This is a genomic window from Leclercia sp. AS011, from assembly GCF_037152535.1.
Taxonomy (GTDB): Bacteria; Pseudomonadota; Gammaproteobacteria; order Enterobacterales; family Enterobacteriaceae; genus Enterobacter.
Map to the genome: position 1 here is coordinate 214,909 of NZ_JBBCMA010000005.1, position 26,627 is coordinate 241,535.

A 26,627-nucleotide genomic window follows, 5' to 3' on the forward strand; every position below is an offset into this window, starting at 1 on the left:
TTACTGGCCGTTTTCCCGCCACGCAAGCTCAACCTCTTCGGCCAGGATTTTCACCCCGGCTTCGATTTTTTCCGGGTCCGGCACGTAGTTCATGCGCATGCACTGGTGGGTGTGCGGCCAGGGTTTATCCAGCCCCGGGAAGAAGTAATCCCCCGGCACCATCAATACCCCGCGCTTTTTAAGACGCTGATACAGCAGCTCGGTGGTGATCGGCAGATCCTTAAACCACAGCCAGAGGAAAATCGCCCCTTCCGGCTTATGGATCAGGCAGCGATTTTCCGGTAAGTAGCGGCGAATCGTGGCGATCGTCTCTTGTACGCGCTGATAGTAGAAGGGTTTAATCACCTCATTCGACAGGCGCAGCAGATCGTTGCGTTTAATCATCTCGCACATCATCGCCGGGCCAATCCCGCCCGGAGACAGGCTGATAATGCCGTTCATATTGGTAATGGCGGTGATGATTTTCTCATTGGCGATGATGATCCCGCAGCGGCTGCCCGGCAGGCCGAGCTTGGAAAGGCTCATGCACAGGACAATGTTCGGGTTCCACAGCGGACGGGCTTCGCTGAAAATGATGCCCGGGAAGGGCACGCCATAGGCGTTATCAATCACCAGCGGAATGCCGTGCTGGTTTGCCAGCGCATCCAGCTTCATCAGCTCTTCGTCGGTGATCACGTTCCCGGTCGGGTTGGTGGGCCGCGAGACGCAGATCATTCCGGTCTCTTCGCCAATATGCAGGTGTTCAAAATCGACGTGATACTTGAACTGGCCTTCCGGCAGCAGCTCGATGTTCGGGCGTGCGGAGACGAAAAGGTCGTCCTCAAGGCCGGAATCGGCGTAACCGATGTACTCTGGCGTCAGCGGGAAGAGCACCTTTTTGGTGGTGCCGTCGGCACGTCGGCCCGCGAAGAGGTTAAATAAGTAGAAAAACGCGCTCTGACTGCCGTTAGTCAGTGCAATATTCTGTGGTTCGATCTCCCAGCCGAGGGTGTCGCGCAGCATCTCTGCCAGAGCTGCGAGCAGCTCGGTTTTCCCCTGCGGGCCGTCATAATTGCACAGCGCATCAGTAGCTTTGCCATTTTCCAGCATGTCCGCGAGGAGCGTCTGAAAATAGGCGTTCATCTCAGGAATTTGTGCCGGGTTACCCCCGCCGAGCATGATGGTGCCCGGTGTGCGCAGCCCGTCGTTGAGATCCTCCATCAGGCGGGTAATGCCTGAATGGCGGGTGAATTTGTCGCCGAAAAGTGAAAAAGTCATAGCAGGTGTTCTGTCGGGCTTGTTCTAAGTGTGGCTCACCATAACGCTACAACTGCGCGGGTGCAAATCAGGGTGGAAACGAAGAAGGGTGGTTTTGTGTTGCCGGTTTGCCATCAGGCAGTAAATTATGCTGCGTTTCCCTCTCCGTGCGGGAGAGGGAGTCTGCACGTCACCTTCAGCGATTACCCGCCCATACCACCATGACCTTATCGCCCTGATGCTCTCGCACAAAGCCGTAGCCCTGAGGCATCGTCAGCGTGGTCTGCGTCCCTTCGCCCACCGCCGGATGGCGGGCGCGGAACTGCCCGAGCTGCTGCCAGTGGGCAACCGTTGCCGCCTGCGCGCCGCTGATATCCTGCCAGTTCATGTCCGAACGCGTGCCCTGTAGCGGGTCGGAGCCCGTCGGGCCGAACGGTCGGGCGGATTCATCGCCGTAAAATATCTGCACGCTACCCGGGGCCAGTAACAGCAGCTCAGCCGCACGCTGGTCGCCCTCGCGGAACAGGCGGGTATCGTGAGAGGAGAGGTAGCTCAGGACGTTAAAGCTCTGCAGCTTCTCTGCCATCTGCTGCCAGGTCAGGTCGATGTCGGCCAGGCAATCCACCGCTTTCGCCGCCTGCTCCTGATAATCAAAATTGATCATCGCATCGAAGCCGTGACGATAGTAATCGCTCTGCATCACCCCGTGCCCCCAGGATTCACCGGTCATCCAGAAGGGGGCATCGTCGAGTTTTTTCTCCGGGTTGGCCGCTTTCCAGGCATTCAGGGCCTCACTGGCCTGATCTTTTAGCTGCTGCCAGCCCGCCAGCTCCACGTGCTTGGCGGTGTCAACGCGGAAGCCGTCAATCCCGTATTCCCTTACCCACTGGCTCAGCCAGTGCGTGAGGTAGTCCCGGGGCGTGTAGCCATCGATGGCTTTTGCCCGGGTATCAGGCTTATGGCGATAAAAATTCGGCAGGCCCGAGGGGGTGGTGGTTTCAGTTTTCAGATCCGGCAGGAAGGCCAGGGACATGGTCAGATCGTCGAAACCGGGGTTGTCGTAATCGCCAATGTCGGTGCGTATCCACTTTTTACCCCACCAGTTATCCCATGCCGCTTTATCGCTGAAATTGATGTAGTCGTTAAAGCTGTGCCAGCTCTGCCCGGCGGCAGGTTTCCAGTCGGTCCAGCGCTCGCCGAGGGTTTTCTTCAGCTCATCACCCTGCAGATAGAGCGCGCCGAACTGATACTCCTGCATGTCAGCCAGCGTCGCGTAACCGGTGTGATTCATCACCACGTCAAACAGGATGCGGATCCCCCGGCGATGGGCTTCGTCCACTAACTGGCGTAGATCGTCTTCCGTGCCCATATTGGCATCGAGCCGGGTCCAGTCCTGGGTGTAATAACCGTGATAGGCGTAATGGGGGAAATCACCCTTGGTACCGCCGCCGACCCAGCCGTGGATCTGCTCCAGCGGCGAGCTGATCCACAGGGCGTTAACGCCGAGCTGTTGCAGATAGTCCAGTTTGCTGGTGAGTCCTTTCAGGTCGCCACCGTGGAAGGTGCCGATCTCCTGCATGCCATCTTTATGGCGTCCGTAGCTGTTGTCGTTGGCCGGATCGCCATTCTCAAACCGGTCGGTGAGGACAAAATAGACGGTGGCATTTTGCCAGCTGAACGGGGCGGGTTTGTCCGTCTCGGCACGCTCCAGTAACAGCAGGCCGTTACTGCCCGGCGCAGGTTGCAGGGTAATTTTCCCCTGCTGCACGGTGGCGGTCTGTTTGCTGTAAAAATCACGCACCACGCTCCCCTCCGGGAAAGTGCTGCTGACGTCGATCGTCAGAGGGGTGCCATCCCATTTCGGGCACTGGCGCACCACGTTGGTCACCGCTTTTTCGCTCTCGCTGGCAACGGTCAACATCAGAGTGGGCGTGCCGGAGCGGGTATCGATCCTTGCCTGATAGTCGCCGTCGCGGAACAGACGCCACTGCACCGGATCGCCTTCACACGGCTTAAGTGACATCATCTCATTGAGTTTTATCGCGTTTGTAGGCTGCCAGCACGTCTTGTCAAAATTCACCCTGAGCGGGCGGGTACCCTTCGTCAGCTTTGCCTGTGCCGTGAAGACTCCCGAGCCTTCAGCGGTAAAGGTCGGAAAACCCGGGGCTGACCAGTCGGCGCTGGCCATGGCAGGCAAGAGGAGAAGAGCGAGAGCGGAACGTTTCATACCGGTTTCCTGTCACAGCATTTTGTTCAGTTTGCCCTCAAGTGTAGAAGGCGACCTCATCCCCTGGCGCTATCGCGCAGGGAGGAGCGCTGAGGATGAGTGATCTCACGCTAAAAGAGCGGTTTAACTGCGATATTGAGCACATTTTGGTGAAAATGATGCTTAAGCGAGCGATTTTCAGATGACAGGGTTTCGGATTTAGACTATTTCTTTGGATGCTCTTCTCGTCTATTTTTGCTAGGATCTGAGATTCACTTCTCATTTTACGAAAAAAATAAGGTGTTGGAATGTTTCTATCCGACCAGGAGACCTAATGATATCGACTCCCATCCGACGATATGGGGCCGCGATACTCATGTTACTCACCATGGCATTTTCGGGTGAGGTGCTTGCGAAGACGCACACGGACACAACGAGTAAAAAGGCCCACGTCATAAAGACGACAAGTAGTAAGGTTAGCAGTAAACAAGAGTATTCTCGCAATAGTGCAAAGAGTAGTTCACTTCCTGATTTGCGAAAATACCCTTCCGGGACACCAAGGAAAAAAGCGTTTCTCCGGACGGTAATGCCTTACATTACAAGTCAAAATGCCGCGATTACGGCGGATCGTAACTGGCTTATTTCCAAGCAGTACGACAGCCGCTGGTCGCCGTCCGAGCGTGCGCGCCTGAAAGAGATTGCCAAAAGCTACAAAGTGAGCTGGAACGGGAACACACGTCGTGTGCCCTGGAACACTTTGCTTGAGCGTGTGGATATTATCCCAGGCAGCATGGTCGCAACGATGGCTGCAGCCGAAAGTGGCTGGGGTACCTCAAAGCTTGCGCGCAGCAATAACAACCTCTTCGGCATGAAATGCTCGAAAGGTCGTTGTAACAATGCACCGGGCAAAGTAAAAGGCTACTCACAGTTTGAATCGGTAAAAGATTCCGTGAATGCGTATGTTGTGAATCTGAACACGCACCCGGCGTATAAATCCTTCCGTAAGTCGCGCGCGCAGTTGCGTAAAGCAGACCAGGAAGTGACGGCCAGCACGATGATTCATAAGCTGAAAGGTTATTCAACTCAGGGTCAACGCTATAACAACTATCTGTTTGCGATGTACCAGGATAACCAGCGTTTAATCGCTGCACATATGTAATATTAAAAAAGCCTTCCCTGTGGAAGGCTTTTTTATTTACACCAGCACTTCACTGTAGCGATCGCGATACTCTTTCGGTGTGGTGTCATACTCTTTTTTAAATACCGAATAGAAATACTGAAGCGACGGATAACCGCACATCTGCGAAATCTCGTGAATGGAAAGCGAGGTCGAAATTAACAGGCTGCGGGCTTTCTCCAGCTTCTCGGCATGAATAACCGCATGGATCGTCTCGCCCACCTCTTCTTTAAAACGCTTCTCCAGATTTGAACGCGAAATCCCAACCGCATCCAGCACCTGATCGACTTTAATGCCTTTACAGGCATGGTTACGAATGTAGTGCATCGCCTGAATCACCGCCGGATCGTTCAGCGAGCGGTAATCGGTTGAGCGCCGCTCCACAACGCGCACCGGCGGCACCAGCAGGCGCTGCAGGGGCAGGTTTTCGTTATCCAGCAAACGGTGCAGTAGCTTGGCTGCCTGATAGCCCATCTGACGCGTGCCCTGCGCCACGGAGGAGAGTGCCACCCGTGAGAGGTAGCGCGTCAGCTCCTCGTTATCGATACCAATAACGCACAGCTTCTCCGGCACCGGAATGTGCAGATGCTCGCACACCTGCAGCACGTGCCGGGCGCGGGCATCGGTGACGGCAATTATTCCTGTCTGTGGCGGCAGGGTTTGCAGCCAGTCGGCGAGACGATTCTGCGCGTGCTGCCAGTTCTCAGGTGCGGTTTCCAGCCCCTGATAGACCACACCGCGATACTTCTCCTTCGCCACCAGCTGACAGAACGCATGCTCTCGTTCCGCCGCCCAGCCTTTGCCGCTGGACACGGGCAGGCCATAAAAGGCGAAGCGCTGCACCCCCTTCTCCTTCAGATGGAGAAAGGCGCTCTCCACCAGGGCGTGGTTGTCGGTTGCGATATAGTGAACGGGAGGGTAGTTTTCCGGCTTGTGGTAGGAGCCGCCGACGCCGACGATGGGGACGTCGACATCGACCAGCAGCTGCTGGATGACGGCATCGTCAAAATCCGCGATGACGCCGTCGCCCAGCCAGTCTTTGATATTATCGATACGCATGCGGAAATCTTCTTCGATGAAGATATCCCACTCGGACTGCGACGCCTGCAAGTATTCACCCACACCCTCTACAACCTGGCGGTCATAGGCTTTATTGGCATTGAATAACAACGTAATGCGGTGACGCTTCTCAAACATGGCGCTATTTTTCCAGAATCAGTGACAGACGATAAAGCATCCTCAGGCGCGACGTTTGGTCGCGGAATCCATCCAAACCGCCAGCAACAGAATGGCGCCCTTAACGATATATTGCCAGAATGTCGGGACGTCCATCATACTCATTCCGTTATCCAGCGAGGCCATAATAAAGGCCCCCATCACCGCCCCGGCAACGCTACCTATTCCTCCCGCCAGACTGGTCCCGCCAATGACGCAGGCGGCGATGGCGTCGAGTTCGGCAATGTTCCCCGCCGACGGCGACCCCGCCCCCAGGCGCGAGCTTAAGATCAGCCCGGCAACGGCAACCATCAGGCCGTTGATGGCAAAGACTGCCAGCTTGGTGCGCTCAACGTTGATACCGGACAGGCGTGCGGCTTCGAGATTGCCGCCAATGGCATAAATACGGCGGCCAAAGGCGGTGCGGGTAGCCATAAACATCCCGGCGAGCAGCAGCAGAACCAGCAGCAGCACCGGCGTCGGCACGCCGCGATAGTCGTTCAGCAGCCAGATCGCCCCGAGGACAATCACCGCCGTCAGCGCCTGGCGTCCGACAACCGAGGTGGATGGCGTCGTGGCTAATCCCAGGCTCTGACGACGCATTCTGCTCCGCCACTGCCAGGCCACAAACGCCATCAGGCCAATCGCGCCGAGGCTAAAACCGACCCCGCTGGAGAGATAGCTCTGCCCAATCTGCGACATAGAGGCGCTGGTGGGGGAGACGGTGGTGCCGTTAGTCACGCCAATCAGAATGCCGCGGAAGGCCAGCATCCCCGCCAGGGTGACAATAAACGACGGTACTTTGCGGTAGGCAACCCACCAGCCGTTCCAGGTCCCGAGCAGCAAGCCGAGCAGCAGGGTGACCACGATAGTCAGCGGCAGCGGCCAGCCCAGCCAGACGTCGAAAATGGCCGCCAGGCCGCCGAGCAGGCCCATCATCGAACCCACCGAGAGGTCGATCTCCGCTGAGATAATGACGAACACCATCCCCACCGCCAGAATGCCGGTAATGGCGGTCTGACGCAGCAGGTTGGAGACGTTACGGGCGCTGAGGTACGAGCCGTCAGTGGTCCAGGTGAAGAACAGCATGATCGCCACAATGGCCGCGATCATGACAAAAACCTGCAGATTAAGCCCCTTTAACCCTGAAAACAGACCCGGTGCGGGCGCCGTGGCTTTTAACTCAGATGGATTGCTTTTCGACATGGCGTTCGCTCCTTAATGCGGCTTCCATCACCTGTTCCTGCGTCAGGTTCTGGTTGTTCAGGTTGGCTTTCAGTTTTCCTTCATGCATCACCAGCACCCGGTCGCTCAGACCCAGCACCTCAGGCAGTTCCGAGGAGATCACGATCACCGCGATCCCCTGCTGAACCAGCTGGTTGATCAGCTTGTAGATTTCGTATTTCGCACCGATATCGATCCCACGGGTGGGTTCATCGAGGATCAGGATGCGCGGGTTGAGCAACAGGCAGCGGGCGAGGATCGCCTTCTGCTGATTACCACCGCTGAGACGACCAATGGCGAGGTCCGGCGAAGACGTTTTGACCTTCAGCCGTTGCAGGGACTGCAAAATGCAGTGCTGCTCGGCGGCGTCGTCCAGGCTGCTCAGCTTGCCGCTGAACTGGTCTAAGGCGGCGAGGGTGATGTTTTTACCCACCGCCATCACCGGCACAATGCCATCTTTTTTCCGATCTTCCGGCACCATGGCGATGCCGTGGGCGATGGCCTGCTGGCAGTTTTTGATGTCGACCTGCTGCCCGTCAATAAAGATGCTCCCTTCCCAACGCCCGGGCCAGACGCCGAACAGGCATTGCACCGCCTCGGTACGCCCGGCACCGACCAGCCCGGCCACGCCAAGGATCTCACCGCGACGCAGGGAGAAGGAGACGTCGTTCACCCGTTTAATATGGCGATTGACCGGATGCCAGGCGGTGAGATGCTCCACGCGCAGCACCTCGTCCCCGAGGGTGTGCGGCTCATTCGGGTAGAGCGCAGTCAGTTCGCGGCCCACCATCATGGTAATGATGTCGTCCTCGCTCATCCCCTGCGCTTCGCGGGTGCCGATATGCTGCCCGTCGCGAATAACGCAGACCGTGTCAGATATGGCTTTCACTTCGTTGAGTTTGTGGGAGATATAAATGCAGGCAATACCGTGGTGTTGCAGGTCACGAATGATGTCCAGCAATACCGCGGTTTCCTGTTCCGTCAGCGAGGCGGTTGGCTCATCGAGGATCAGCAGCCTCACCTGTTTATTGAGTGCTTTGGCGATCTCCACCAGCTGCTGCTGTCCCAGACCTAAATCGCCCACCCGGGTATCGGGGGAGATCGCCAGACTCACCTGTGCCAGCAGCTTTTCGCAGCGCAGGGTCATGGTGTCGTAATCCAGCACCCCGTGGCGGGTAATCTCAGCGCCGAGGAAAATGTTCTCCAGCACCGTGAGATGCTTCACCAGCGCCAGCTCCTGATGGATGATGGCGATGCCTTTGCGCTCGGTGTCGCGGATGTGCGTGGCCTGCAGGGTTTCGCCGGCAAACACAATTTCGCCCTCATAGCTGCCGTGGGGATAAATGCCGCACAGCACCTTCATCAGGGTGGATTTGCCCGAACCGTTTTCGCCGCACAGCGAGACGATCTCGCCGGGATTTAAGCGCAGGCTGACGTTATCCACGGCCTTCACCGCGCCAAACGCCTTAGTGATACTTTTCATTTCAAGGAGATAAGACATAACTGCCCCACATGACCCGAAGGAAAACAGTACACGTCGATGCGCCCCCGCCAGGCAGGGGCGATGATGGATTACAGTTCGCTCTTTTTATGGAAACCGTCTTTCACCACGGTGGCGTCAATGTTCTCTTTATTGACTTCGATAGGGGTCAGCAGTCGGGAAGGCACATCTTTCAGGCCGTTGTTCAGACTGGCGTCCGCTTTAGGCTGCTGGCCGTTGCCGAGCTCAACGGCAATTTCCGCAGCGGTGATGGCCAGCTGGGTGATCGGTTTATAGACCGTCATGGTCTGGGTACCGGCCACGATACGTTTCACCCCGGCAAGGTCCGCATCCTGCCCGGAGATCGCCACTTTGCCGGCCAGCCCCTGGGCGCTGAGAGCCTGGATAGCGCCGCCCGCGGTGGCGTCGTTAGAGGCGACCACGGCGTCAATTTTGTTATTGTTGGCGGTTAAGGCGTTTTCCATGATTTTCAGCGCATTTTCTGGCAACCAGCCATCCGCCCACTGATCGCCAACCACTTTAATTTTGCCTTCGTCGATATAGGGCTTCAGCACTTTCATCTGCCCGGCACGGAATAATTTGGCGTTATTATCCACTGGCGAGCCGCCCATCAGGAAATAGTTGCCCTGCGGCACTTTCGCTACCAGGCTTTGCGCCTGTAATTCACCGACTTTTTCATTGTCGAAAGAAATATAATAATCGATATCGGCGTTATTAATCATGCGGTCATAGGCCAGCACTTTAATGCCTTCGCGTTTGGCTTCTTTTACCACGTTACTTAAAACCTGGCCGTTATAGGGAATAATAACCAACACGTCGACGCCGCGGTTTATCATATTTTCGATTTGCGACATCTGAGTTTCTTCATTGCCATTGGCTGACTGGACAAAAACTTTTGCGCCTAATGCTTCTGCCTTATTGACAAAAATATCGCGATCTTTTTGCCAGCGTTCCAGACGGAGGTCATCAATCGCCATGCCGATTTTGACTTCTTTTGCATGACTCGCCGTACTCGCCAGCAGCAGCGATGCACAAAGAGTGAGGCACAGGTTCTTTATCTTCATAATTGTATTGCCTTTTGTAGGGTTAGGTTGCTGAGATAAAAGAAACAATCATTGCAAGAGACGTAGCAAATTCTTAACGGGGAACGGCAGACTGGCAATTACAGATTTTTATCTTCTCGTTATGATATTTGGTTTATTTTCGAATTTATGACCGCGATCTGATTTTAAATTACATAACTTATTAATTACACATGAATCTGGAATTTACGCTGCGAAATTCGTTTGGCTGCAAATTGATTTTGCGAGCCAGCGCACGTTTGTGCATTCTCTCAATAGCAGTGTGAAATAACGTAATTGAGCAACCTGCGATCACTATTCAGTATTACTCCAGTATCTACTTTTCGCCGCACCCCTGATTATGGAGCTCAATATGCAAGCTTATTTCGATCAACTCGATCGCGTTCGTTATGAAGGCCCGAAATCCTCAAATCCTTTAGCGTTTCGTCATTACAACCCGGACGAGCTGGTGTTGGGTAAGCGCATGGAAGATCACCTGCGTTTCGCCGCCTGCTACTGGCATACCTTCTGCTGGAACGGAGCCGATATGTTTGGCGTGGGCTCGTTCGATCGCCCGTGGCAACAGCCGGGCGAAGCGCTGGAGCTGGCGAAGCGTAAAGCGGACGTCGCTTTTGAGTTCTTCCACAAGCTGAACGTGCCGTACTACTGTTTCCACGATGTGGACGTCTCCCCGGAAGGCGCGTCGCTGAAAGAGTATCTGAATAACTTCGCGCAGATGGTCGACGTGCTGGCCGAGAAACAGCAGCAGAGCGGCGTGAAGCTGCTGTGGGGCACCGCCAACTGCTTTACCCACCCGCGCTATGGCGCAGGGGCTGCCACCAACCCGGACCCGGAAGTGTTCAGCTGGGCGGCCACTCAGGTGGTAACAGCGATGAACGCAACCCATCAGCTGGGCGGTGAAAACTACGTGCTGTGGGGCGGGCGTGAAGGCTACGAAACGCTGCTCAACACCGATTTACGCCAGGAGCGCGAGCAGATTGGCCGCTTCATGCAGATGGTGGTGGAGCATAAACACAAAATCGGCTTCCAGGGCACGCTGCTGATCGAGCCAAAACCGCAGGAGCCGACCAAGCATCAGTACGATTACGACGTGGCAACGGTGTATGGCTTCCTCAAGCAGTTCGGGCTGGAAAAAGAGATCAAAGTTAATATCGAAGCCAACCACGCGACCCTGGCCGGCCACTCGTTCCACCACGAGATCGCGTCCGCTATCGCGCTGGGTATTTTCGGCTCCGTGGATGCCAACCGCGGCGACCCGCAGCTGGGCTGGGATACCGATCAGTTCCCGGTCAGCGTGGAAGAGAACGCGCTGGTAATGTACGAAATCATCAAAGCAGGTGGGTTCACCACCGGCGGCCTGAACTTTGACGCCAAAGTGCGCCGTCAGAGTACCGATAAATACGATCTCTTCTATGGTCATATTGGGGCGATGGACACCATGGCGCTGTCGCTGAAAGTGGCTGCCCGCATGATTGAAGACGGTGAGCTGGATAAGCGCGTGGCGAAACGCTATGGCGGCTGGAACAGTGAGCTGGGTCAGCAAATTTTGAAAGGCCAGTTATCGCTGACGGAGCTGGCGAAGTACGCTGAACAGCATAACCTGGCACCGCAGCACCAGAGTGGTCATCAGGAGCTGCTGGAAAACCTGGTGAATCATTACCTGTTCGATAAGTAACGGGTATCGCCGGGCGGCGTTACGCTTGCCCGGCCCACAATTTTTAAGGAGTCCAGGGAATGTATATCGGGATCGATCTTGGCACATCGGGCGTGAAAGCCATTCTGTTAAATGAGCAGGGCGAGGTGCTGGCAACGCAAACAGAAAAATTGCAGGTTTCACGGCCACACCCGCTCTGGTCAGAACAGGATCCTGAAGCCTGGTGGCTGGCAACGGATCGTGCCCTGAAGGCGCTTGGCGAGCAGCACGCGCTGATTGACGTCAAAGCCCTGGGGATTGCCGGACAGATGCATGGCGCCACGCTGCTGGATAAGAACGACCGCGTGCTGCGCCCGGCAATTTTATGGAACGATGGCCGGTGCGGGGAAGAGTGTGCCCTGCTTGAGGCGCGCGTGCCGACATCGCGGGAGATCACCGGCAACCTGATGATGCCCGGTTTTACCGCACCAAAACTCCTGTGGGTCCAGCGTCATGAACCCGAGATTTTTCGCCAGGTAGCGAAGGTATTGCTGCCAAAAGATTATTTGCGTCTGCGGATGACCGGCGAGTATGCCAGCGATATGTCCGATGCGGCAGGCACCATGTGGCTCGACGTTGCAAAACGCGACTGGAGCGAGACGATGCTCGACGCCTGCCATCTCACCCGTGACCATATGCCCGCCCTGTTCGAAGGCTGTGAGCAGACCGGCACGCTGCTGCCGTCGGTCGCGCAGCAGTGGAATATGCCGGCCGTTCCGGTCGTGGCCGGGGGCGGAGATAACGCCGCGGGCGCGGTGGGTGTCGGGATGGCCGATGCCGGGCAGGCGATGCTGTCGCTGGGCACCTCCGGCGTCTACTTTGCCGTGAGCGATGGCTATCGCAGTAATCCTGACAGCGCGGTGCACAGCTTCTGCCATGCATTACCCGGTAAATGGCACCTGATGTCGGTGATGCTCAGCGCAGCGTCCTGCCTGGACTGGGCAGCTAAACTGACCGGATTAAACACTGTTCCGGCCCTGCTTGATGCCGCGCAGCAGGCCGATGAAAACGCGGGTACCCTCTGGTTCCTGCCCTATCTTTCCGGTGAGCGCACGCCGCATAACAATCCCCAGGCAAAAGGGGTGTTCTTTGGCTTAACCCATCAGCATGGCCCGGCAGAACTGGCGCGTGCGGTGCTGGAAGGGGTGGGCTATGCCCTGGCCGATGGCATGGATGTGGTGCATGAGTGCGGGCTTAAACCAACCAGCATTACGCTTATTGGCGGCGGGGCACGCAGCCCGTACTGGCGTCAGATGCTGGCAGATATCAGCGGGCAGCAGCTGGATTACCGTACCGGCGGGGACGTGGGGCCTGCGCTGGGTGCCGCGCGGCTGGCGCAGATCGCGGTGAATCCTGGCAAACCGCTGTCGGCGTTACTGCCACAGCTGGCGCTGGAACAGCAGCACACCCCGGATGCCGGGCGTCATGCCCGCTATGCCGCGCAACGCGACGTGTTCCGCAATATCTATCAGCAGCTTTTACCGCTGATGTCGTGAAACAGCGCCGGGTGGCATTTCGTTTGCACGTATCTGTAGGCCCGTGCAAGCGAAGCGCCGCCGGGCAAACAAGCCGCACTTAACTGACAAACCTGCGCGTATCAATCCGCTGTAACAGCATCGACAGCAGCAGACTGACCACCAGCGTGGCCGAGAAGATCCAGACGATATCCAGCAGCGGCCAGCTTTTTAACTCCACACCACGCGTGCGCAGGGCGTGGATCACCAGCGCGTGAAAACCGTAGATCCCCAACGAGTTACGTGAAATTAACCCCAGCAGCGGCAGGGGGCGTGCATTCAGCGTGTTTTTCACCAGGGTAAATAATGAAACCGCGCAGATAAACACCATCGGACCGCAGTAGAGATACCAGGTATCGGCGAAGGTGCCGCGCCACTGCAGCTCATGCAATGTACCGCGGGAGATAATCGCAACCGCAGCAATAAACAGTGCGGCGCAAATACCATTCATCCAGCGTTTGCGGGTATCTATCATCCCCAGGGCGCGTCCCAGCATGCCGTACAGCACGTAATAGAAGGTGTCGCCGTTGATATAGAGGTTGATCGGTAGCCATTCAAATCCGCCCATTTTTTGCGAGACGGTGTTGGGGTTGGCCACAATGCCAATCACGATCATCAGCGCCAGCAGCATTTTGCCGTTGGCGCTTTTCACCTGCAGTAGCGGCGAGAGCAGGTAAATGACGATAATGGCGAAGAAAAACCACAGGTGATAGAACACCGGCTTTTGCAGCAGGTATCTCAGGGACAGCTCGCTGTTGATCGAGGTAAACAGCACGATGTAGAGGAACGCCACGGTGCTGTAAAACAGCAGGCACAGCCCGATGCGTAAAAAGTGGCGCGGCTGCGCGCTGCGCTCGCCAAAAAAGAGATAGCCGGAGATCATGAAAAACAGCGGCACGCTCACGCGCGAGGCGGAGTTGAGAACGTTGGCGATATCCCAGTTAACGAGGCTGACGCTTGCGGCGTTGGTGATATACCAGGTCGTGGTATGGATCATTACCACCATTAAACAGGCAATTCCCCGCAAATTATCAATCCAGTTTATTTTTTCCTGCATCCATCCCTCTGTTTACGCATTAAAAAAGAGTCTGACTGTGGTATAGCTGCAGACGCTCCGTAGAAAATTCTGAGTTTGCATCGTCCTGCTTGTGTCGGGGCGGTGAGATTCGCAGAATGCCGGGCCATAATCTATAAAGTTTAGAGTTTAAAAATAACAGCCACAGCACAGGGCGGTAATAAAAATGATGATGCGTGCAATGTGGATCCTGATACCCGCGTTACTGGCCGGCTGCGCGGCTCAGGAGTCGACTCCGGTGCAAAAAGGGCAAACCAGGAAAGTGAGTCCGGTGCGGTCGCTGGACATGGAACAGCTGTGTAAGGATCGGGCGGCCCAGCGCTACAATACCGGTGCGCAGAAAATCGACGTCACCGCCTTCGAACAGTTCCAGGGTAGCTATGAAATGCAGGGCTTCACTGCCCGCAACGAGAGTTTCATCTGTTCTTTTGACGCAGAAGGCCATTTTTTACATCTTTCGATGCGTTAAGGCCGTCGCGTAATCAGCTGACTGCGCCGCGAGGGCGTTGTCAGCTATGCTTATTTCCCAATTTTCCCTAAACAACCCCGTTTCGTACTGTATATCTTGCATCCGACGGGTATACTGATCCCTTCCATTCAAAACCACACGTATCCAGCACGAAATACTATGCAAAAGTTTGATACTAAGACCTTCCAGGGCCTGATCCTGACCTTACAGGATTACTGGGCTCGTCAGGGCTGCACCATTGTTCAACCACTGGACATGGAAGTCGGCGCCGGCACCTCCCACCCGATGACCAGCCTGCGCGCGCTGGGGCCAGAGCCAATGGCGACCGCCTATGTGCAGCCTTCCCGTCGTCCAACCGATGGTCGTTACGGTGAAAACCCGAACCGCTTACAGCACTACTATCAGTTCCAGGTGGTCATTAAGCCTTCTCCGGACAACATTCAGGAGCTGTACCTCGGGTCACTGAAAGAGCTGGGTATGGATCCGACCATTCACGACATTCGCTTCGTGGAAGATAACTGGGAAAACCCGACGCTGGGTGCCTGGGGTCTGGGTTGGGAAGTGTGGCTGAACGGCATGGAAGTGACGCAGTTCACCTACTTCCAGCAGGTTGGCGGTCTGGAGTGTAAGCCGATCACCGGTGAAATCACCTACGGTCTGGAACGTCTGGCCATGTACATTCAGGGCGTAGACAGCGTTTACGACCTGGTCTGGAGCGACGGCCCGCTGGGTAAAACCACCTACGGCGACGTGTTCCATCAGAACGAAGTGGAGCAATCCACCTATAACTTCGAATATGCCGACGTGGACTTCCTGTTCACCTGCTTCGAGCAGTACGAGAAAGAAGCGCAGCAGCTGCTGGCGCTGGAGACTCCGCTGCCGCTGCCTGCCTACGAGCGTATTCTGAAGGCCGCCCACAGCTTCAACCTGCTGGACGCCCGTAAAGCCATCTCCGTAACTGAACGTCAGCGCTACATTCTGCGTATTCGTACCCTGACCAAAGCCGTTGCAGAAGCTTACTACGCGTCCCGTGAAGCCCTTGGCTTCCCGATGTGCAACCGAAACAAATAAGAGGCGGCCATGTCTGAGAAAACTTTCCTGGTGGAAATCGGCACCGAAGAGCTGCCACCAAAAGCATTGCGCAGCCTGGCAGAGTCCTTTGCTGCGAACGTGACTGCCGAGCTGGATAACGCTGGCCTCGCACACGGTAAAATTGAGTGGTTTGCTGCTCCGCGTCGTCTGGCGCTGAAAGTGGCAAGCCTGGCGGCTTCCCAGCCCGATCGCGAAGTTGAAAAGCGCGGCCCGGCGATTGCTCAGGCGTTCGACGCTGAAGGCAAACCGAGCAAAGCGGCAGAAGGCTGGGCGCGCGGTTGCGGCATCACCGTAGACCAGGCCGAGCGTCTGACCACTGATAAAGGCGAATGGCTGCTCTATCGCGCCCATGTGAAGGGCGAGAGCGCAGAAGCGCTGCTGCCGAACATGATCGCCACCTCGCTGGCGAAGCTGCCTATTCCTAAGCTGATGCGCTGGGGCGCAAGCGACGTGCACTTTGTGCGTCCGGTTCACACCGTGACCCTGCTGCTGGGCGACACCGTGATCCCTGCTACCATTCTGGGCGTCGCATCCGATCGCGTGATCCGCGGCCACCGCTTTATGGGCGAGCCGGAGTTCACCATCGACAATGCCGACCAGTACCCGCAGATCCTGTTGGAGCGCGGTAAAGTCATTGCCGACTACGAACAGCGTAAAGCCAAAATCAAAGCGGACGCGGAAGAAGCGGCACGCCAGATTGGCGGTAACGCTGACCTGAGCGAAAGCCTGCTGGAAGAAGTGACCTCTCTGGTGGAATGGCCAGTTGTGCTGACCGCGAAGTTCGAAGAGAAATTCCTCGCCGTTCCGGCTGAAGCGCTGGTCTACACCATGAAGGGTGACCAGAAGTACTTCCCGGTCTACGCCAACGACGGCAAGCTGCTGCCAAACTTCATCTTCGTGGCGAACATCGAATCGAAAGATCCGATCCAGATTATCTCCGGTAACGAGAAAGTGGTGCGCCCACGTCTGGCGGATGCGGAGTTCTTCTTCAATACCGACCGTAAAAAGCGTCTGGAAGATAACCTGCCGCGCCTGCAGACCGTGCTGTTCCAGCAGCAGCTGGGTACGCTGCGCGACAAAACCGACCGCATTGCGGAGCTGTCCGGCTGGATCGCTCGCGAAATCGGTGCAGACGTCAACCACGCGACGCGTGCTGGCCTGCTTTCCAAGTGCGACCTGATGACCAACATGGTGTTCGAATTTACCGACACCCAGGGCGTGATGGGCATGCACTACGCGCGTCACGATGGCGAAGCGGAAGACGTGGCTGTCGCGCTGAACGAACAGTATCAGCCGCGCTTTGCCGGTGACGATCTGCCGTCCAACCCGGTGGCCTGTGCCGTCGCGATTGCCGACAAGATGGACACCCTGGCGGGTATCTTCGGTATCGGTCAGCATCCAAAAGGCGACAAAGACCCGTTTGCGCTGCGTCGCGCTGCGCTGGGCGTGCTGCGTATCATCGTTGAGAAGAACCTGAACCTCGATCTGCAGACCCTGACCGAAGAAGCGGTGCGTCTGTACGGTGACAAGCTGACCAACGCCAACGTGGTGGATGATGTGATCGACTTTATGCTGGGCCGTTTCCGCGCCTGGTATCAGGACGAAGGTTACACCGTCGACACCATTCAGGCGGTGCTGGCGCGTCGTCCGACCCGTCCGGCCGATTTCGATGCGCGTATGAAGGCGGTGTCCCACTTCCGTACCCTGGAAGCGGCATCTGCCCTGGCTGCGGCCAACAAGCGTGTATCCAACATCCTGGCGAAATCCGACGAGACGCTGAACGAGCGTGTGAACGCTGCGACCCTGAAAGAGCCGGAAGAGATCGCCCTGGCGATGCAGGTTGTGGTGCTGCGCGACAAGCTGGAGCCGGTCTTCGCCGAAGGTCGCTATCAGGAAGCGCTGGTGGAACTGGCCGAGCTGCGCGACGTGATCGACGCCTTCTTCGAGAAAGTGATGGTGAACGTGGAAGATAAAGATCTGCGTATCAACCGTCTCTCGATGCTCGAAAAACTGCGTGAGCTGTTCCTGCGCGTGGCGGATATCTCTCTGCTGCAGTAACCGTGCTTCTGCCCGGCGGCGCTACGCTTGCACGGGCCTACAGGTACTTAAAACCCGCTTCGGCGGGTTTTTTTATGCCGCATCGTTGAAAATTTAACCTTGAAATAGCCAACACATTACCGCTATCCTTATCCGCGTTAACTTTCTCCCTCTGGAGCGCCCCCCAAAAATGAACAAACACGACTGATGAATTTCGATCCTTGCTAAACGCCACCGCGTCGGCAGGGGATGTTTTGATTTCATTCAGGAGTGCTTATGGCTCATTTTGCGCAATCCCCTTCTTTTATTTTGCATCAGGTCACCTGTCAGTTTGCGACGGGCGATACCCTTTTTGGTCCGCTGAATTTTTCACTGGAACCCTCGCTCTGCGCGCTGGTTGGCCGTAACGGCAGCGGCAAAACCCGCCTGATGCGCCTGCTGGCCGGGCTGGACACGCCTGCCAGCGGCCATATCGAACGTTTCGGCACGCACAGTTACGTTGCGCAACAGCGCGATATCTCCCCGCATACCACGCTGGCCGGGCTGCTTGGCTATGAGGCGCTCTTCGCGGCGCGGGCGCGGATCGACAGGGGGGATTACCAGCCGGAAGACCTTGAGCGCCTCGAGGGGTTCTGGGATATCACGGAACGGCTGAGCGAGGCGTTCAGGGACGCGCAGCTACCGGCCTTTGCGCCTGACAGGCCTGCGGTTGAACTGAGCGGCGGCGAGCGGGTTCGCGCCCTGTTGTGCGGCGCGTTTACGGCAAATGCGGACTACCTGCTGCTGGATGAGCCCACCAACCACCTCGACCGACAGGGAAGGGCGTGGTTTTACGCCCGGCTGGCCCGGCATACCGGCGGTGTGCTGGTTGCGTCCCACGATCGTGAGCTGCTGGCCCAGGTGCCGCGCATACTGGAGCTCAGCGCGTCCGGTTTGCACAGCTACGGCGGAAATTACGCTGATTATCAGCGTCAGCGGGATGCGGAACAGCAGGCCGCCCGTGCGGCGCTGGAGCATGCGGCTAACGAGCGCAAACGCACGCGCGCACGTCAGCAAAAAGAGCACGACGACAGTCTGCGCCGCTCGGCTAAAACCCTGCGCACGGTAGATACCCTTAACATCGCCTCGTTTGAGCGCGTGAAATATAAAGGGGCGGCAAAGGAGCGGCCGGGCTCGTGGCGCAAACAGCATCATGAGCAACAGGATGCGTTGAACGCGGCGGTTAACCAGGCGCGGGAGCGGGTCGAGGAGGACAATCCGGTGATGTTTACCCTGCCGGGCAGCCAGATTGCAGAGGGCAAGCAGGTGCTGGAGCTGGACGCGCTGGTGTTGCCCTATGTCACGATGCGGCCGCTCACCTGGCGCATGGACGGGCCGATGCGGGTAGCCCTGCGGGGGCCGAACGGCTGCGGGAAATCCACCTTGCTGAAAGCGATCCTCGGTGACTGCGCGCCCGTCGCCGGATCCTGCCGCGTGTCGGTCAACACGGCGTACCTCGACCAGCATCTGTCGCAGCTGGATCTGACCCAGTCGGTGGTCAGCCATCTCAATCTGCACAACACGCCGCTGGAGGAGGGGGTGCTGCGCAGCCGTCTGGCGCAGCTGCAGCTGGGTGCCGATAAAGTGACGCTGCCGTTGGCCGAACTGAGCGGCGGCGAACGGTTAAAAGCGGCGCTGGCCTGCGTGCTGTGGCGGGAAGAGGCGACGCAGCTGTTGCTGCTTGATGAACCGACCAATCATCTGGACCTGGCTTCAACCCAGGCCATTGAGGCGGCGCTGGCAGGCTTTACCGGCGCGCTGCTGGTGGTGTCGCATGACCAGCATTTTCTGGAGGGGCTAAACCTGACGCATGACCTGGTATGGCTTGACGGGGAGTGGCGCGGTGAACGGCGGTGATAGAAACATAAACCCCCGCAAATGCGGGGGTGAAAACAATACTATTCAGTCAACTGCTTGCGGAGTGCCGGGTTAGCCTGAATCAGGCTCATCAGCTTCAGCTCGGTCATGGAGGGCTTCACTCTTTTTGATTCCCACTCCTGAACCATTGCCACGCTGACACCCATTGCTCGGGCGAAATCATCGGTTTTCATCCCTGTCCCTTTGCGTAAGCGCTCAAATTCCGTAAAGGGGTTAGACTTTTGCGAACGGGTCACCGTCTGCGGTACATCTTTAAAAACAATCTGTTCCAGACTGCTTAGCAGATCGAACATAGGATCTTTTAATTCCATTGAGAACTCCTCTTAAATCACACTGCGGGATCGTGAACATAGAGAGCAATTTAAGAATAGTCGGTAAAACTGACAGGAGATCGTAACGTGCGTGATTAATTTCTGAAGATACGTTTCGCTCGCCTGTTTTTGGACTGATTACCTATGCTAATGACTTGATTATTCAGTAGTGCATTCGCATCAGGTATTTTTTTGTAAATGGTAAGATTTTATATGGCAATAGCCGTTTTACATGAAAAGAGTATCTTGCGGGCCTGACCTGGACTATTCTTGGCAGCGTCGGGCACGCGTGTGCCGGTGTGCGCTTTTTTGGGTGAAAGGAGTAATAACAATGGCGACAGGAAAGCTCTGCTCTCGCTGGTTTGCGCCGCTTGCGGCGTTATTAATGGTAGTGAGCCTGAGTGGGTGTTTCGATAAGGAAGGCGATCAACGCAAAGCGTTTATCGATTTCCTGCAAAATACAGCGATGCGCAGTGGTGAGCGTTTGCCAACGCTGACTGCGGATCAGAAAAAACAGTTTGGTCCCTTCGTTTCCGACTATGCCATTCTGTATGGCTATTCACAGCAGGTGAATCAGGCGATGGACGCGGGTCTGCGTCCGGTCGTGGACAGCGTAAATGCCATTCGCGTCCCGCAGGACTATGTGACCCAGCGTGAGCCGCTGAGCCAGTCAAACGGTGCACTGGGTGTACTGGGCCAGCAGCTGCAGAACGCCAAAATGCAGGCTGATGGCGCGCGCTCTGCGTTGAAACAGGGTGAAGACCTGAAACCGGTGTTCGACAAAGTGTATGAAAAGGTAGTGACCAAACCTGCCGATGCGCTGCAGCCGCTCATTCCGGCCGCGCAGATCTTCACGCAGCAGCTGGTGCAGGTGGCGGACTTTATTTCGCAGCAGGGCACTCAGGTGAGCTTTGTCTCTAACGGCATCCAGTTCCCGACCTCGCAGCAGGCCAGCCAGTACAATACGCTGATTGGGCCGCTGGCAGCGCAGCACCAGGCGTTTAGCCAGGCCTGGGCCGCAGCAACGGCCGCAACGGAATAACGTCAGACGGGCACGTTGACAGAATAAAAACCCCGCTGAAAAGCGGGGTTTTTTGTTCTGCCAGAAAATAAAGCTTGTCTTTGATCCCGTAACTATGTTTAATAGTCCTCGTCGGTTTGTTACACAGACCTAAAGCAGTTTAGTTAAGCAGTCCAGATGCGTTATCCTTAGATACCCTTCGTAGTGACCCTTCCTTCATCGCTTAAAAATCTGTAACACATTCCATCATCGCGCCGGAAGGCAAAACAAATTTTTAAAAAGGTAATATCTATGTCTGGTAAAATGACTGGTCTGGTAAAATGGTTCAACGCTGATAAAGGTTTCGGCTTCATCACTCCTGACGATGGCTCAAAAGACGTGTTCGTACACTTCTCTGCTATCCAGAACGATGGCTACAAATCTCTGGACGAAGGTCAGAAAGTTTCCTTCACCATCGAAAGCGGCGCTAAAGGCCCAGCAGCTGGTAACGTTGTAAGCCTGTAAGCTTCCAACTCAGCTCAAAGAATTTAAAAACCCGCCTCTGGCGGGTTTTTTTCGTTTAAGGTCTGGCCTGCGGATTAACGCAATTTTTATCGACCTTACCCTGCAGGGCGTCGATCAGGTTGTCCACCGCACAGGCCGCCATGTTGTAGCGCGTCTCGTGCGTCGCAGAGCCAATGTGCGGCAGCGCGACCACGTTAGGCATCTTCAGCAACTCTGAGCTGGCCGGCAGCGGCTCCTGCTCGAACACGTCCAGCCCTGCGGCATGGATTTCCCCGTTTTTCAGCGCCGCAATCAGCGCCTGCTCATCCACCACCGGCCCACGGCCCGCATTAATAAAGATGGCCGACTTCTTCATCTTCTCGAACTGCGCTTTGCCCATCAGATGATGCGTCTCATCGGTCAGGGGCAGGATCAGGCAGACGAAGTCCGCTTCCTGCAACAGGGTGTCCAGGTCGCAGTGGCGGGCGTTGAAACGCTCTTCGGCTTCTTTATGCTGGCGGCGTGCGTTGTAGAGGATCGGCATGTTGAAGCCGAAGTGGGCGCGCTGCGCCAGGGCAAGACCAATGCGGCCCATCCCGACGATGCCCAGCGTTTTGCCGTGCACGTCGGTGCCGAACCAGTCCGGGCCGATACTTTTCGTCCATTCCCCGGCCTTAACACGCTCGGCCACTTCGACTACCCGACGCGCGCTGCTGAGCACCAGCGCCATCAGCGTATCGGCCACGGTTTCGGTCAGCACGGTGGGAGTGTGCATCAGCAGAACATTGCGGGCATTCAGCGCATCGACGTCGAAGTTGTCATAGCCCACCGAAATGGTGGAGGTTGCACGAAGCGCGGGCATTTTCTCCAGCAGCGCGGCATCCACTTTTTCACTGGAGCCGAGCAGCCCGACGGCACCGGCGAACGCGTCAGCGTGCTGCTGTACCGTCTCCGGACTCAGGTTGTTGACCCGGGTGACGGTGAAATGATCTTCAAGGCGCTGCTGTAACGCATCAGGCAGGGCTTTATACAAAATGACGGACGGCTTCATGCTAATCTCCGTTGATTTTAAAAGGTTCAGGCGTGGCGTGCGCCGACGGGAAGTTTCTGATTATTAGCAGGCTTAACAATTAAAGTAAGCCATACCGAGGCAAAAAGCGCCACCCCCATAAAGATGTACGAGGCCGACGGGCTGCCGGTTGCGCCGTTCAGATACCCCACGAACCATGAACCACAGAAGGAACCCAGCGCACCCATGCTGTTGATCAGCGCCATCGCGCCGCCCGCCACGTTACGCGGCAGCATTTCCGGGATGATTGCAAAGAACGGACCATAAGGGGCGTACATAGCGGCACCGGCGATCACCAGCAGCGTATAGGAAACCCAGAAGTGGTTGGCGCCCACCGCCCAGGAGCCAATAAAGGCACAGGCAGCAATTAACAGCAGCGGCCAGACGAACAGCTTACGGTTTTGCAGTTTATCCGACGCCCAGGAAACCACGATCATGGCGATGGTGGCCGCCAGATAAGGCACGGAAGAGAGCCAGCCCACCTCAACCATACCGAGGTTATCGCCCGCGCTACGGATGATGGACGGCAGCCACAGAACAAAACCGTACACCCCGATGCTCCAGGCGAAGTACTGCATGCACAGCAGCACCACGTTGCGTGAGCGGAAGGCTTCGCCGTAGTTACGCACCGCTTTCAGCCCCTGCTGCTCTTTATCCAGCTGCGCCTGCAGGGCCGTTTTTTCATCCTCAGAGAGCCATTTGGCTTGCGCCGGTTTGTCTTTCGCCAGCATCCACCAGCAGAAGGCCCAGATCACCGCCGGAACGCCCTCAATAATGAACATTTCGCGCCAGCCGAAGGCCTGAATCAGGTATCCGGACACGACCGACATCCACAGCACCGTGACCGGGTTACCGAGAATAAGGAAGGTATTGGCGCGCGAGCGTTCGGATTTGGTAAACCAGTTGCTGATGTAGATCAGCATCGCGGGCATAACCGCCGCTTCCACCACGCCGAGGATAAAGCGAATGGCCGCCAGAGCCGGGATGTTATTCACCACCCCGGTGAGTGACGCGCAGGCACCCCAGAGGATCAGGCAGATGAAGATCAATTTGCGCACACTGCGGCGCTCGGCGTAGATCGCGCCGGGGATCTGGAAAAAGAAATAGCCGAGGAAGAACAGGGCACCCAGCAGCGAGGAGACGCCTTTGGTGATCCCCAGATCTTCGGTGATGCCTGCGGCAGATGCGAAGCTGAAGTTCGCACGGTCGAGATACGCCAGGCTGTACGTGATAAACACGACAGGCATGATGTACCACCAGCGTTTTACTGCATTTGTTGCATTGTTCATAGGCTTGCCTCTGTGGTTGAGGAAATAACCGCCGCTGTCTGTAGGGTACAGGGTGGCTTAATTATGTTGCGGGAATTTATTCCCCTAACTGTTCCCGGGTGGGTAATCCTTCGCTGTCGCCCTGAACCTGGATTGCCAGCGAGCCGATGATATTGCCGCGGGTGATGGCCTGCTGAAGCGTTTTCCCCTCCAGCAGCGCGCTGATCGCGCCAACGGCAAAGCCATCTCCCGCGCCGACGGTATCGACGACGTTTTCGACCTTCACCGCCGCCACGGCACCTTGTTCGCCGTCGGCAGTTTTAAACCAGGCGCCGTCGGCTCCGGTCTTCAGGATCACCGCCTTCACGCCCCGGTTCAGGTAAAAATCAGCTATCCCTTCCGGCGTCTTTTCTCCGGTCAGGATCTGGCCCTCTTTCACGCCGGGTAAGACCCAGTCGGCCTGGAAGGCGAGATGGTTCAGCTTCTCCACCATCTCCGCTTCGCTTTTCCACAGCACCGGGCGCAGGTTCGGATCGAACGAAATGGTTTTACCTGCGGCTTTCATTGCGCCTGCCGCATGATCGAGCAGGGCGTAAGAGCTGGCAGACAACGCCGCCGCCACGCCGCTCAGGTGCAGATGCCTTGCGGCGGTAAACCTGAGCGGGTTGAAATCTTCTACCGACAGGTGGCTGGCCGCCGAGCCTTTGCGGAAATACTCCACAATGGGATCGGTTCCATCGGTGACTTTTGATTTGAGTTGAAAGCCCGTCGGGTAACGGTCGTCAAGGGTTACGCCTGCGGTCTCGATCCCCTCTTTTTTCAGGGTATCGAGCACAAACTGGCCGAAGCTGTCATTGCCGACGCGGCTCACCCATCCCACCTTCAGGCCAAGGCGCGCCAGGCCGGTGGCGACATTCAGTTCTGCCCCGGCCACGCGCTTGATAAACTGGTCGACGGCGCTGAGTTCACCGGTCTTCGTGGCAACAAACATGGCCATGGCTTCGCCAATGGTGATGACATCCAGAGCGTGCGGCATGGGTTACTCCTCGCGCAGTAAGTTGACGTAGTGACGGGTGACAGCCGTCAGGTCTGGCCCTTCCAGCGGGAACTCGATCCCGCGCGGGGCGTCGGCAGGAAGCTGAGCCAGCAGCGCCTGCCAGCGGGCACCGTCGTTGTCCGGCGGCACGGCGCGATACTGCTGCTGATGGGGAACGGCGGCTTTGACGTGGATATAGCTCACCGCAGGCGCCAGATGCTTCGCGGCCTCCTCCGGGGATTCACCCACCCACAGCCAGTTGCCCATATCAAAGGTCAGCGTGACCGGCAGATTCATCACCCGGCAGGCGGCCTTGAAGCGCTGCATCGGGGCCAGCTGGCCGCAGCGCGTCTGGTCGTTTTCCACCACCAGCATCATGCCGGTTTCATCGAGCAGGGCGCGCAGTGCGTCAAGCTGCTGCTTATCGCTGAAATGGCCGAGGGAGACTTTCAGCCACAGGGCGTTGAGCGTCGCGGCTTCGGCAAGGTAGCGGGGCAGCATAGGGTTGAGATTGCCGTCCGGGGTAAAGAGGGCATCGGGGGCGGAGTAGCAGGCCAGCAGGCCGAGCAGTTCAATAGAGCCGGCCAGCGTCGGTAAGGTCGCCAGTTCGGCGTCGCTGAATAACTCCCGGCGGATCTCGACCCCGTCGGCACCCGCGCCGGCGATCACGTGCAATATGGCGCGCTGGCCACCTGCTTCCCGTACCTTGTCAGCGCCATACGCGGCGGTGACAACAATAATTTTTCTGGCCATCGGCGGACTCCATCACGTAGCTGATACTCTTTACGCTAGATGGAACCGGTTCCAAAGAAAAGTTCAGGATGCTGGATTTATGATCGCCATCACGAAGGGGGCTTAACGTGCTGTCGAACCGCGTACGATTAGCTCGCCGGAGAAGACCTGCTCACGCACGGCCTCATCGGCACCGTTGATCCGGCGGACCACCTGCTCGACGGCGGCAAAGCCAATCTGCCAGGTGGGCTGTTTGAGGGTGGTGATGCCGACCCCTGCCAGCTCGGCCCACTCCAGCTCGTCAAAGCCCAGCAGGCCGATGTCGCTGCCCCAGTGCAGACCAATGCGCTTCAGCGACCGGGCAACCTGCAACGTGAGGGCACCGTTAGCGGAGATGACCGCCTTGCGCATCCCGCGATGGCGGGTGTGGAACTGGCGCAGGGCATTGTCCAGCTGCTCAGACTCGTGGAGCGGAATTTCGACGTTCTCGGCCACCACCCCAGCGTAGCGGGCGAGGGTGGTGCGAAAGGCGCTCAGGCGCTCGCGGCGGGTATTGACCATCCCCAGCGGTTCGCTCAGGAACAGGATCGCTTCAAAGCCCTGTTCAATCAGGTGTTCGGTGGCGGTCGTAGCGGCCTGGGTGTTATCCAGCCCCACAACATCGCAGGCGAAGTCCGGAATTTTGCGGTCAATCAGCACCATCGGCAGGGACGACTGCTGCAGGCGGTTCAGCCCCTCCTCGCGCATGCCCACGGCGTTGACCACGATGCCCTCCACCTGATAGCTGCGCAGCAGATCGAGGTAGTGCAGCTCCTGGTCGACTTCGTTGTTGGTGTTACACACCAGCGGGGTAAAGCCTTTTTCCCGGCAGGCGGCTTCGATGCCGCTGAGGACATTTACGGAGTAGGGATTGGTGATATCGGCGATGATCAGGCCGATCAGCCGCGTTTTGCCATGCTTAAGACCGCGGGCCATCAGGCTCGGGCGATAGTCGAGATCGGCGATAGCCTGTTCAATGCGGGCCAGTAGCGCGTCGGACAGCAGGTGTTTTTCGCCGTTGAGATAACGGGAGATGCTGGTTTTACCGGTTTTTGCGGCTTTCGCCACGTCGCTGATGGTGGGCCGTGTTGATTTGCTCATCGCTGATTTCCTTGCTAATGGTGCATACACCTTAGCGCGAAAATGCCCGGTGGCGCTACGCTTACCGGGCCTGGGGAGCCAGAGCGAGATTTGTAGGCCGGGTAAGGCGAAGCCGCCACCCGGCAATAA

General features: G+C 57.1%; 22 protein-coding genes. 9 read left to right on the top strand and 13 right to left on the bottom strand.

Annotated features, from left to right (window positions below; all coding sequences use genetic code 11):
• Both avtA and WFO70_RS18525 read right to left on the bottom strand, forming a co-directional pair.
• Positions 1 to 1,257 carry a valine--pyruvate transaminase gene (avtA, locus tag WFO70_RS18520; RefSeq protein WP_337018224.1) on the bottom strand — a complete coding sequence of 419 codons (1,257 nt, stop codon included), beginning with the start codon at positions 1,255 to 1,257 and terminating at the stop codon, positions 1 to 3.
• A 175-nt stretch (positions 1,258 to 1,432) separates the two neighbouring features.
• Complete coding sequence (locus tag WFO70_RS18525) at positions 1,433 to 3,463, bottom strand: alpha-amylase (RefSeq protein ID WP_337018226.1); 2,031 nt, start codon at positions 3,461 to 3,463, stop codon at positions 1,433 to 1,435.
• Between the two features lie 313 nt (positions 3,464 to 3,776).
• Here WFO70_RS18525 and WFO70_RS18530 point away from each other — a divergent pair, with 313 nt between their 5' ends.
• Positions 3,777 to 4,601 carry a protein bax gene (locus WFO70_RS18530; RefSeq protein WP_337018228.1) on the top strand — a complete coding sequence of 275 codons (825 nt, stop codon included), beginning with the start codon at positions 3,777 to 3,779 and terminating at the stop codon, positions 4,599 to 4,601.
• Between the two features lie 36 nt (positions 4,602 to 4,637).
• Here the strand turns inward: WFO70_RS18530 and xylR are convergent, their stop codons facing one another.
• The 4 genes from xylR to xylF all read right to left on the bottom strand — a co-directional run bounded on the left by xylR (position 4,638) and on the right by xylF (position 9,623).
• Positions 4,638 to 5,816 carry a D-xylose utilization transcriptional activator XylR gene (gene xylR, locus WFO70_RS18535; protein ID WP_337018230.1) on the bottom strand — a complete coding sequence of 393 codons (1,179 nt, stop codon included), beginning with the start codon at positions 5,814 to 5,816 and terminating at the stop codon, positions 4,638 to 4,640.
• Between the two features lie 42 nt (positions 5,817 to 5,858).
• Complete coding sequence (gene xylH / locus WFO70_RS18540) at positions 5,859 to 7,040, bottom strand: xylose ABC transporter permease XylH (protein WP_337018232.1); 1,182 nt, start codon at positions 7,038 to 7,040, stop codon at positions 5,859 to 5,861.
• Positions 7,018 to 8,559, bottom strand: coding sequence for a xylose ABC transporter ATP-binding protein (locus tag WFO70_RS18545; RefSeq protein ID WP_337018234.1), 1,542 nt, complete (start codon positions 8,557 to 8,559; stop codon positions 7,018 to 7,020). Before WFO70_RS18545 ends, xylH begins: the two co-directional genes overlap by 23 nt.
• A 71-nt stretch (positions 8,560 to 8,630) precedes the next feature.
• Positions 8,631 to 9,623, bottom strand: coding sequence for a D-xylose ABC transporter substrate-binding protein (gene xylF / locus WFO70_RS18550; RefSeq protein WP_337018236.1), 993 nt, complete (start codon positions 9,621 to 9,623; stop codon positions 8,631 to 8,633).
• A 370-nt stretch (positions 9,624 to 9,993) separates the two neighbouring features.
• Here xylF and xylA point away from each other — a divergent pair, with 370 nt between their 5' ends.
• Both xylA and xylB read left to right on the top strand, forming a co-directional pair.
• Positions 9,994 to 11,316: a xylose isomerase gene (xylA, locus tag WFO70_RS18555; protein ID WP_106995493.1), complete on the top strand. Its 1,323-nt coding sequence runs from the start codon at positions 9,994 to 9,996 to the stop codon at positions 11,314 to 11,316.
• Between the two features lie 59 nt (positions 11,317 to 11,375).
• A complete protein-coding gene (gene xylB / locus WFO70_RS18560; RefSeq protein ID WP_337018238.1) occupies positions 11,376 to 12,830 on the top strand; it encodes a xylulokinase in 1,455 nt (484 codons plus the stop codon).
• Between the two features lie 79 nt (positions 12,831 to 12,909).
• On the opposite strand, the gene WFO70_RS18565 is transcribed toward xylB, so the two are convergent.
• The gene (locus tag WFO70_RS18565; protein ID WP_337018240.1) at positions 12,910 to 13,905 is read right to left on the bottom strand and encodes an acyltransferase; all 996 of its coding nucleotides are present in this window, start codon (positions 13,903 to 13,905) and stop codon (positions 12,910 to 12,912) included.
• A 190-nt stretch (positions 13,906 to 14,095) separates the two neighbouring features.
• Between WFO70_RS18565 and WFO70_RS18570 the strand changes: the two genes are divergently transcribed.
• The 4 genes from WFO70_RS18570 to WFO70_RS18585 all read left to right on the top strand — a co-directional run bounded on the left by WFO70_RS18570 (position 14,096) and on the right by WFO70_RS18585 (position 19,417).
• Positions 14,096 to 14,392 carry a YsaB family lipoprotein gene (locus WFO70_RS18570; RefSeq protein WP_442913402.1) on the top strand — a complete coding sequence of 99 codons (297 nt, stop codon included), beginning with the start codon at positions 14,096 to 14,098 and terminating at the stop codon, positions 14,390 to 14,392.
• Positions 14,393 to 14,551: 159 nt separating this feature from the next.
• Positions 14,552 to 15,463 (top strand): glycine--tRNA ligase subunit alpha, encoded by a 912-nt coding sequence (glyQ, locus tag WFO70_RS18575; RefSeq protein ID WP_003860141.1) that lies wholly within the window; start codon positions 14,552 to 14,554, stop codon positions 15,461 to 15,463.
• A 9-nt stretch (positions 15,464 to 15,472) separates the two neighbouring features.
• On the top strand, positions 15,473 to 17,542 hold the full coding sequence (glyS, locus tag WFO70_RS18580) for a glycine--tRNA ligase subunit beta (RefSeq protein ID WP_337018244.1): 2,070 nt from the start codon (positions 15,473 to 15,475) through the stop codon (positions 17,540 to 17,542).
• A 255-nt stretch (positions 17,543 to 17,797) separates the two neighbouring features.
• On the top strand, positions 17,798 to 19,417 hold the full coding sequence (locus WFO70_RS18585) for an ABC-F family ATP-binding cassette domain-containing protein (protein WP_337018246.1): 1,620 nt from the start codon (positions 17,798 to 17,800) through the stop codon (positions 19,415 to 19,417).
• 41 nt (positions 19,418 to 19,458) lie between these two features.
• On the opposite strand, the gene WFO70_RS18590 is transcribed toward WFO70_RS18585, so the two are convergent.
• The gene (locus tag WFO70_RS18590; RefSeq protein ID WP_142487783.1) at positions 19,459 to 19,749 is read right to left on the bottom strand and encodes an HTH-type transcriptional regulator; all 291 of its coding nucleotides are present in this window, start codon (positions 19,747 to 19,749) and stop codon (positions 19,459 to 19,461) included.
• A 331-nt stretch (positions 19,750 to 20,080) separates the two neighbouring features.
• On the opposite strand from WFO70_RS18590, the gene WFO70_RS18595 reads away from it, so the two are divergent.
• Complete coding sequence (locus tag WFO70_RS18595) at positions 20,081 to 20,791, top strand: DUF3053 domain-containing protein (RefSeq protein WP_337018249.1); 711 nt, start codon at positions 20,081 to 20,083, stop codon at positions 20,789 to 20,791.
• A gap of 270 nt (positions 20,792 to 21,061) precedes the next feature.
• Positions 21,062 to 21,274 carry a transcription antiterminator/RNA stability regulator CspE gene (cspE, locus tag WFO70_RS18600; protein ID WP_032615822.1) on the top strand — a complete coding sequence of 71 codons (213 nt, stop codon included), beginning with the start codon at positions 21,062 to 21,064 and terminating at the stop codon, positions 21,272 to 21,274.
• Between the two features lie 55 nt (positions 21,275 to 21,329).
• On the opposite strand, the gene ghrB is transcribed toward cspE, so the two are convergent.
• The 5 genes from ghrB to WFO70_RS18625 all read right to left on the bottom strand — a co-directional run bounded on the left by ghrB (position 21,330) and on the right by WFO70_RS18625 (position 26,498).
• Positions 21,330 to 22,304, bottom strand: a complete 975-nt coding sequence (ghrB, locus tag WFO70_RS18605) for a glyoxylate/hydroxypyruvate reductase GhrB (protein ID WP_337018251.1) — start codon at positions 22,302 to 22,304, stop codon at positions 21,330 to 21,332.
• A gap of 26 nt (positions 22,305 to 22,330) precedes the next feature.
• Positions 22,331 to 23,611, bottom strand: a complete 1,281-nt coding sequence (locus WFO70_RS18610) for an MFS transporter (RefSeq protein ID WP_337018253.1) — start codon at positions 23,609 to 23,611, stop codon at positions 22,331 to 22,333.
• A gap of 76 nt (positions 23,612 to 23,687) precedes the next feature.
• A complete protein-coding gene (locus tag WFO70_RS18615; RefSeq protein WP_337018255.1) occupies positions 23,688 to 24,626 on the bottom strand; it encodes a sugar kinase in 939 nt (312 codons plus the stop codon).
• A 3-nt stretch (positions 24,627 to 24,629) separates the two neighbouring features.
• Entirely contained in the window at positions 24,630 to 25,379 is a 750-nt protein-coding gene (locus WFO70_RS18620) for a sugar phosphate isomerase/epimerase family protein (RefSeq protein WP_337018257.1), read from the bottom strand.
• Between the two features lie 102 nt (positions 25,380 to 25,481).
• Complete coding sequence (locus WFO70_RS18625; protein ID WP_337018259.1) at positions 25,482 to 26,498, bottom strand: LacI family DNA-binding transcriptional regulator; 1,017 nt, start codon at positions 26,496 to 26,498, stop codon at positions 25,482 to 25,484.
• Positions 26,499 to 26,627: the final 129 nt, after the last annotated feature.

Excerpts from the sequence above, each read along its gene's own strand:
- avtA (WP_337018224.1), bottom strand. The coding sequence starts at position 1,257 with ATGACTTTTTCACTTTTCGGCGACAAATTCACCCGCCATTCAGGCATT.
- WFO70_RS18525 (WP_337018226.1), bottom strand. The coding sequence starts at position 3,463 with ATGAAACGTTCCGCTCTCGCTCTTCTCCTCTTGCCTGCCATGGCCAGC.
- WFO70_RS18530 (WP_337018228.1), top strand. The coding sequence starts at position 3,777 with ATGATATCGACTCCCATCCGACGATATGGGGCCGCGATACTCATGTTA.
- xylR (WP_337018230.1), bottom strand. The coding sequence starts at position 5,816 with ATGTTTGAGAAGCGTCACCGCATTACGTTGTTATTCAATGCCAATAAA.
- xylH (WP_337018232.1), bottom strand. The coding sequence starts at position 7,040 with ATGTCGAAAAGCAATCCATCTGAGTTAAAAGCCACGGCGCCCGCACCG.
- WFO70_RS18545 (WP_337018234.1), bottom strand. The coding sequence starts at position 8,559 with ATGTCTTATCTCCTTGAAATGAAAAGTATCACTAAGGCGTTTGGCGCG.
- xylF (WP_337018236.1), bottom strand. The coding sequence starts at position 9,623 with ATGAAGATAAAGAACCTGTGCCTCACTCTTTGTGCATCGCTGCTGCTG.
- xylA (WP_106995493.1), top strand. The coding sequence starts at position 9,994 with ATGCAAGCTTATTTCGATCAACTCGATCGCGTTCGTTATGAAGGCCCG.
- xylB (WP_337018238.1), top strand. The coding sequence starts at position 11,376 with ATGTATATCGGGATCGATCTTGGCACATCGGGCGTGAAAGCCATTCTG.
- WFO70_RS18565 (WP_337018240.1), bottom strand. The coding sequence starts at position 13,905 with ATGCAGGAAAAAATAAACTGGATTGATAATTTGCGGGGAATTGCCTGT.
- WFO70_RS18570 (WP_442913402.1), top strand. The coding sequence starts at position 14,096 with ATGCGTGCAATGTGGATCCTGATACCCGCGTTACTGGCCGGCTGCGCG.
- glyQ (WP_003860141.1), top strand. The coding sequence starts at position 14,552 with ATGCAAAAGTTTGATACTAAGACCTTCCAGGGCCTGATCCTGACCTTA.
- glyS (WP_337018244.1), top strand. The coding sequence starts at position 15,473 with ATGTCTGAGAAAACTTTCCTGGTGGAAATCGGCACCGAAGAGCTGCCA.
- WFO70_RS18585 (WP_337018246.1), top strand. The coding sequence starts at position 17,798 with ATGGCTCATTTTGCGCAATCCCCTTCTTTTATTTTGCATCAGGTCACC.
- WFO70_RS18590 (WP_142487783.1), bottom strand. The coding sequence starts at position 19,749 with ATGGAATTAAAAGATCCTATGTTCGATCTGCTAAGCAGTCTGGAACAG.
- WFO70_RS18595 (WP_337018249.1), top strand. The coding sequence starts at position 20,081 with ATGGCGACAGGAAAGCTCTGCTCTCGCTGGTTTGCGCCGCTTGCGGCG.
- cspE (WP_032615822.1), top strand. The coding sequence starts at position 21,062 with ATGTCTGGTAAAATGACTGGTCTGGTAAAATGGTTCAACGCTGATAAA.
- ghrB (WP_337018251.1), bottom strand. The coding sequence starts at position 22,304 with ATGAAGCCGTCCGTCATTTTGTATAAAGCCCTGCCTGATGCGTTACAG.
- WFO70_RS18610 (WP_337018253.1), bottom strand. The coding sequence starts at position 23,611 with ATGAACAATGCAACAAATGCAGTAAAACGCTGGTGGTACATCATGCCT.
- WFO70_RS18615 (WP_337018255.1), bottom strand. The coding sequence starts at position 24,626 with ATGCCGCACGCTCTGGATGTCATCACCATTGGCGAAGCCATGGCCATG.
- WFO70_RS18620 (WP_337018257.1), bottom strand. The coding sequence starts at position 25,379 with ATGGCCAGAAAAATTATTGTTGTCACCGCCGCGTATGGCGCTGACAAG.
- WFO70_RS18625 (WP_337018259.1), bottom strand. The coding sequence starts at position 26,498 with ATGAGCAAATCAACACGGCCCACCATCAGCGACGTGGCGAAAGCCGCA.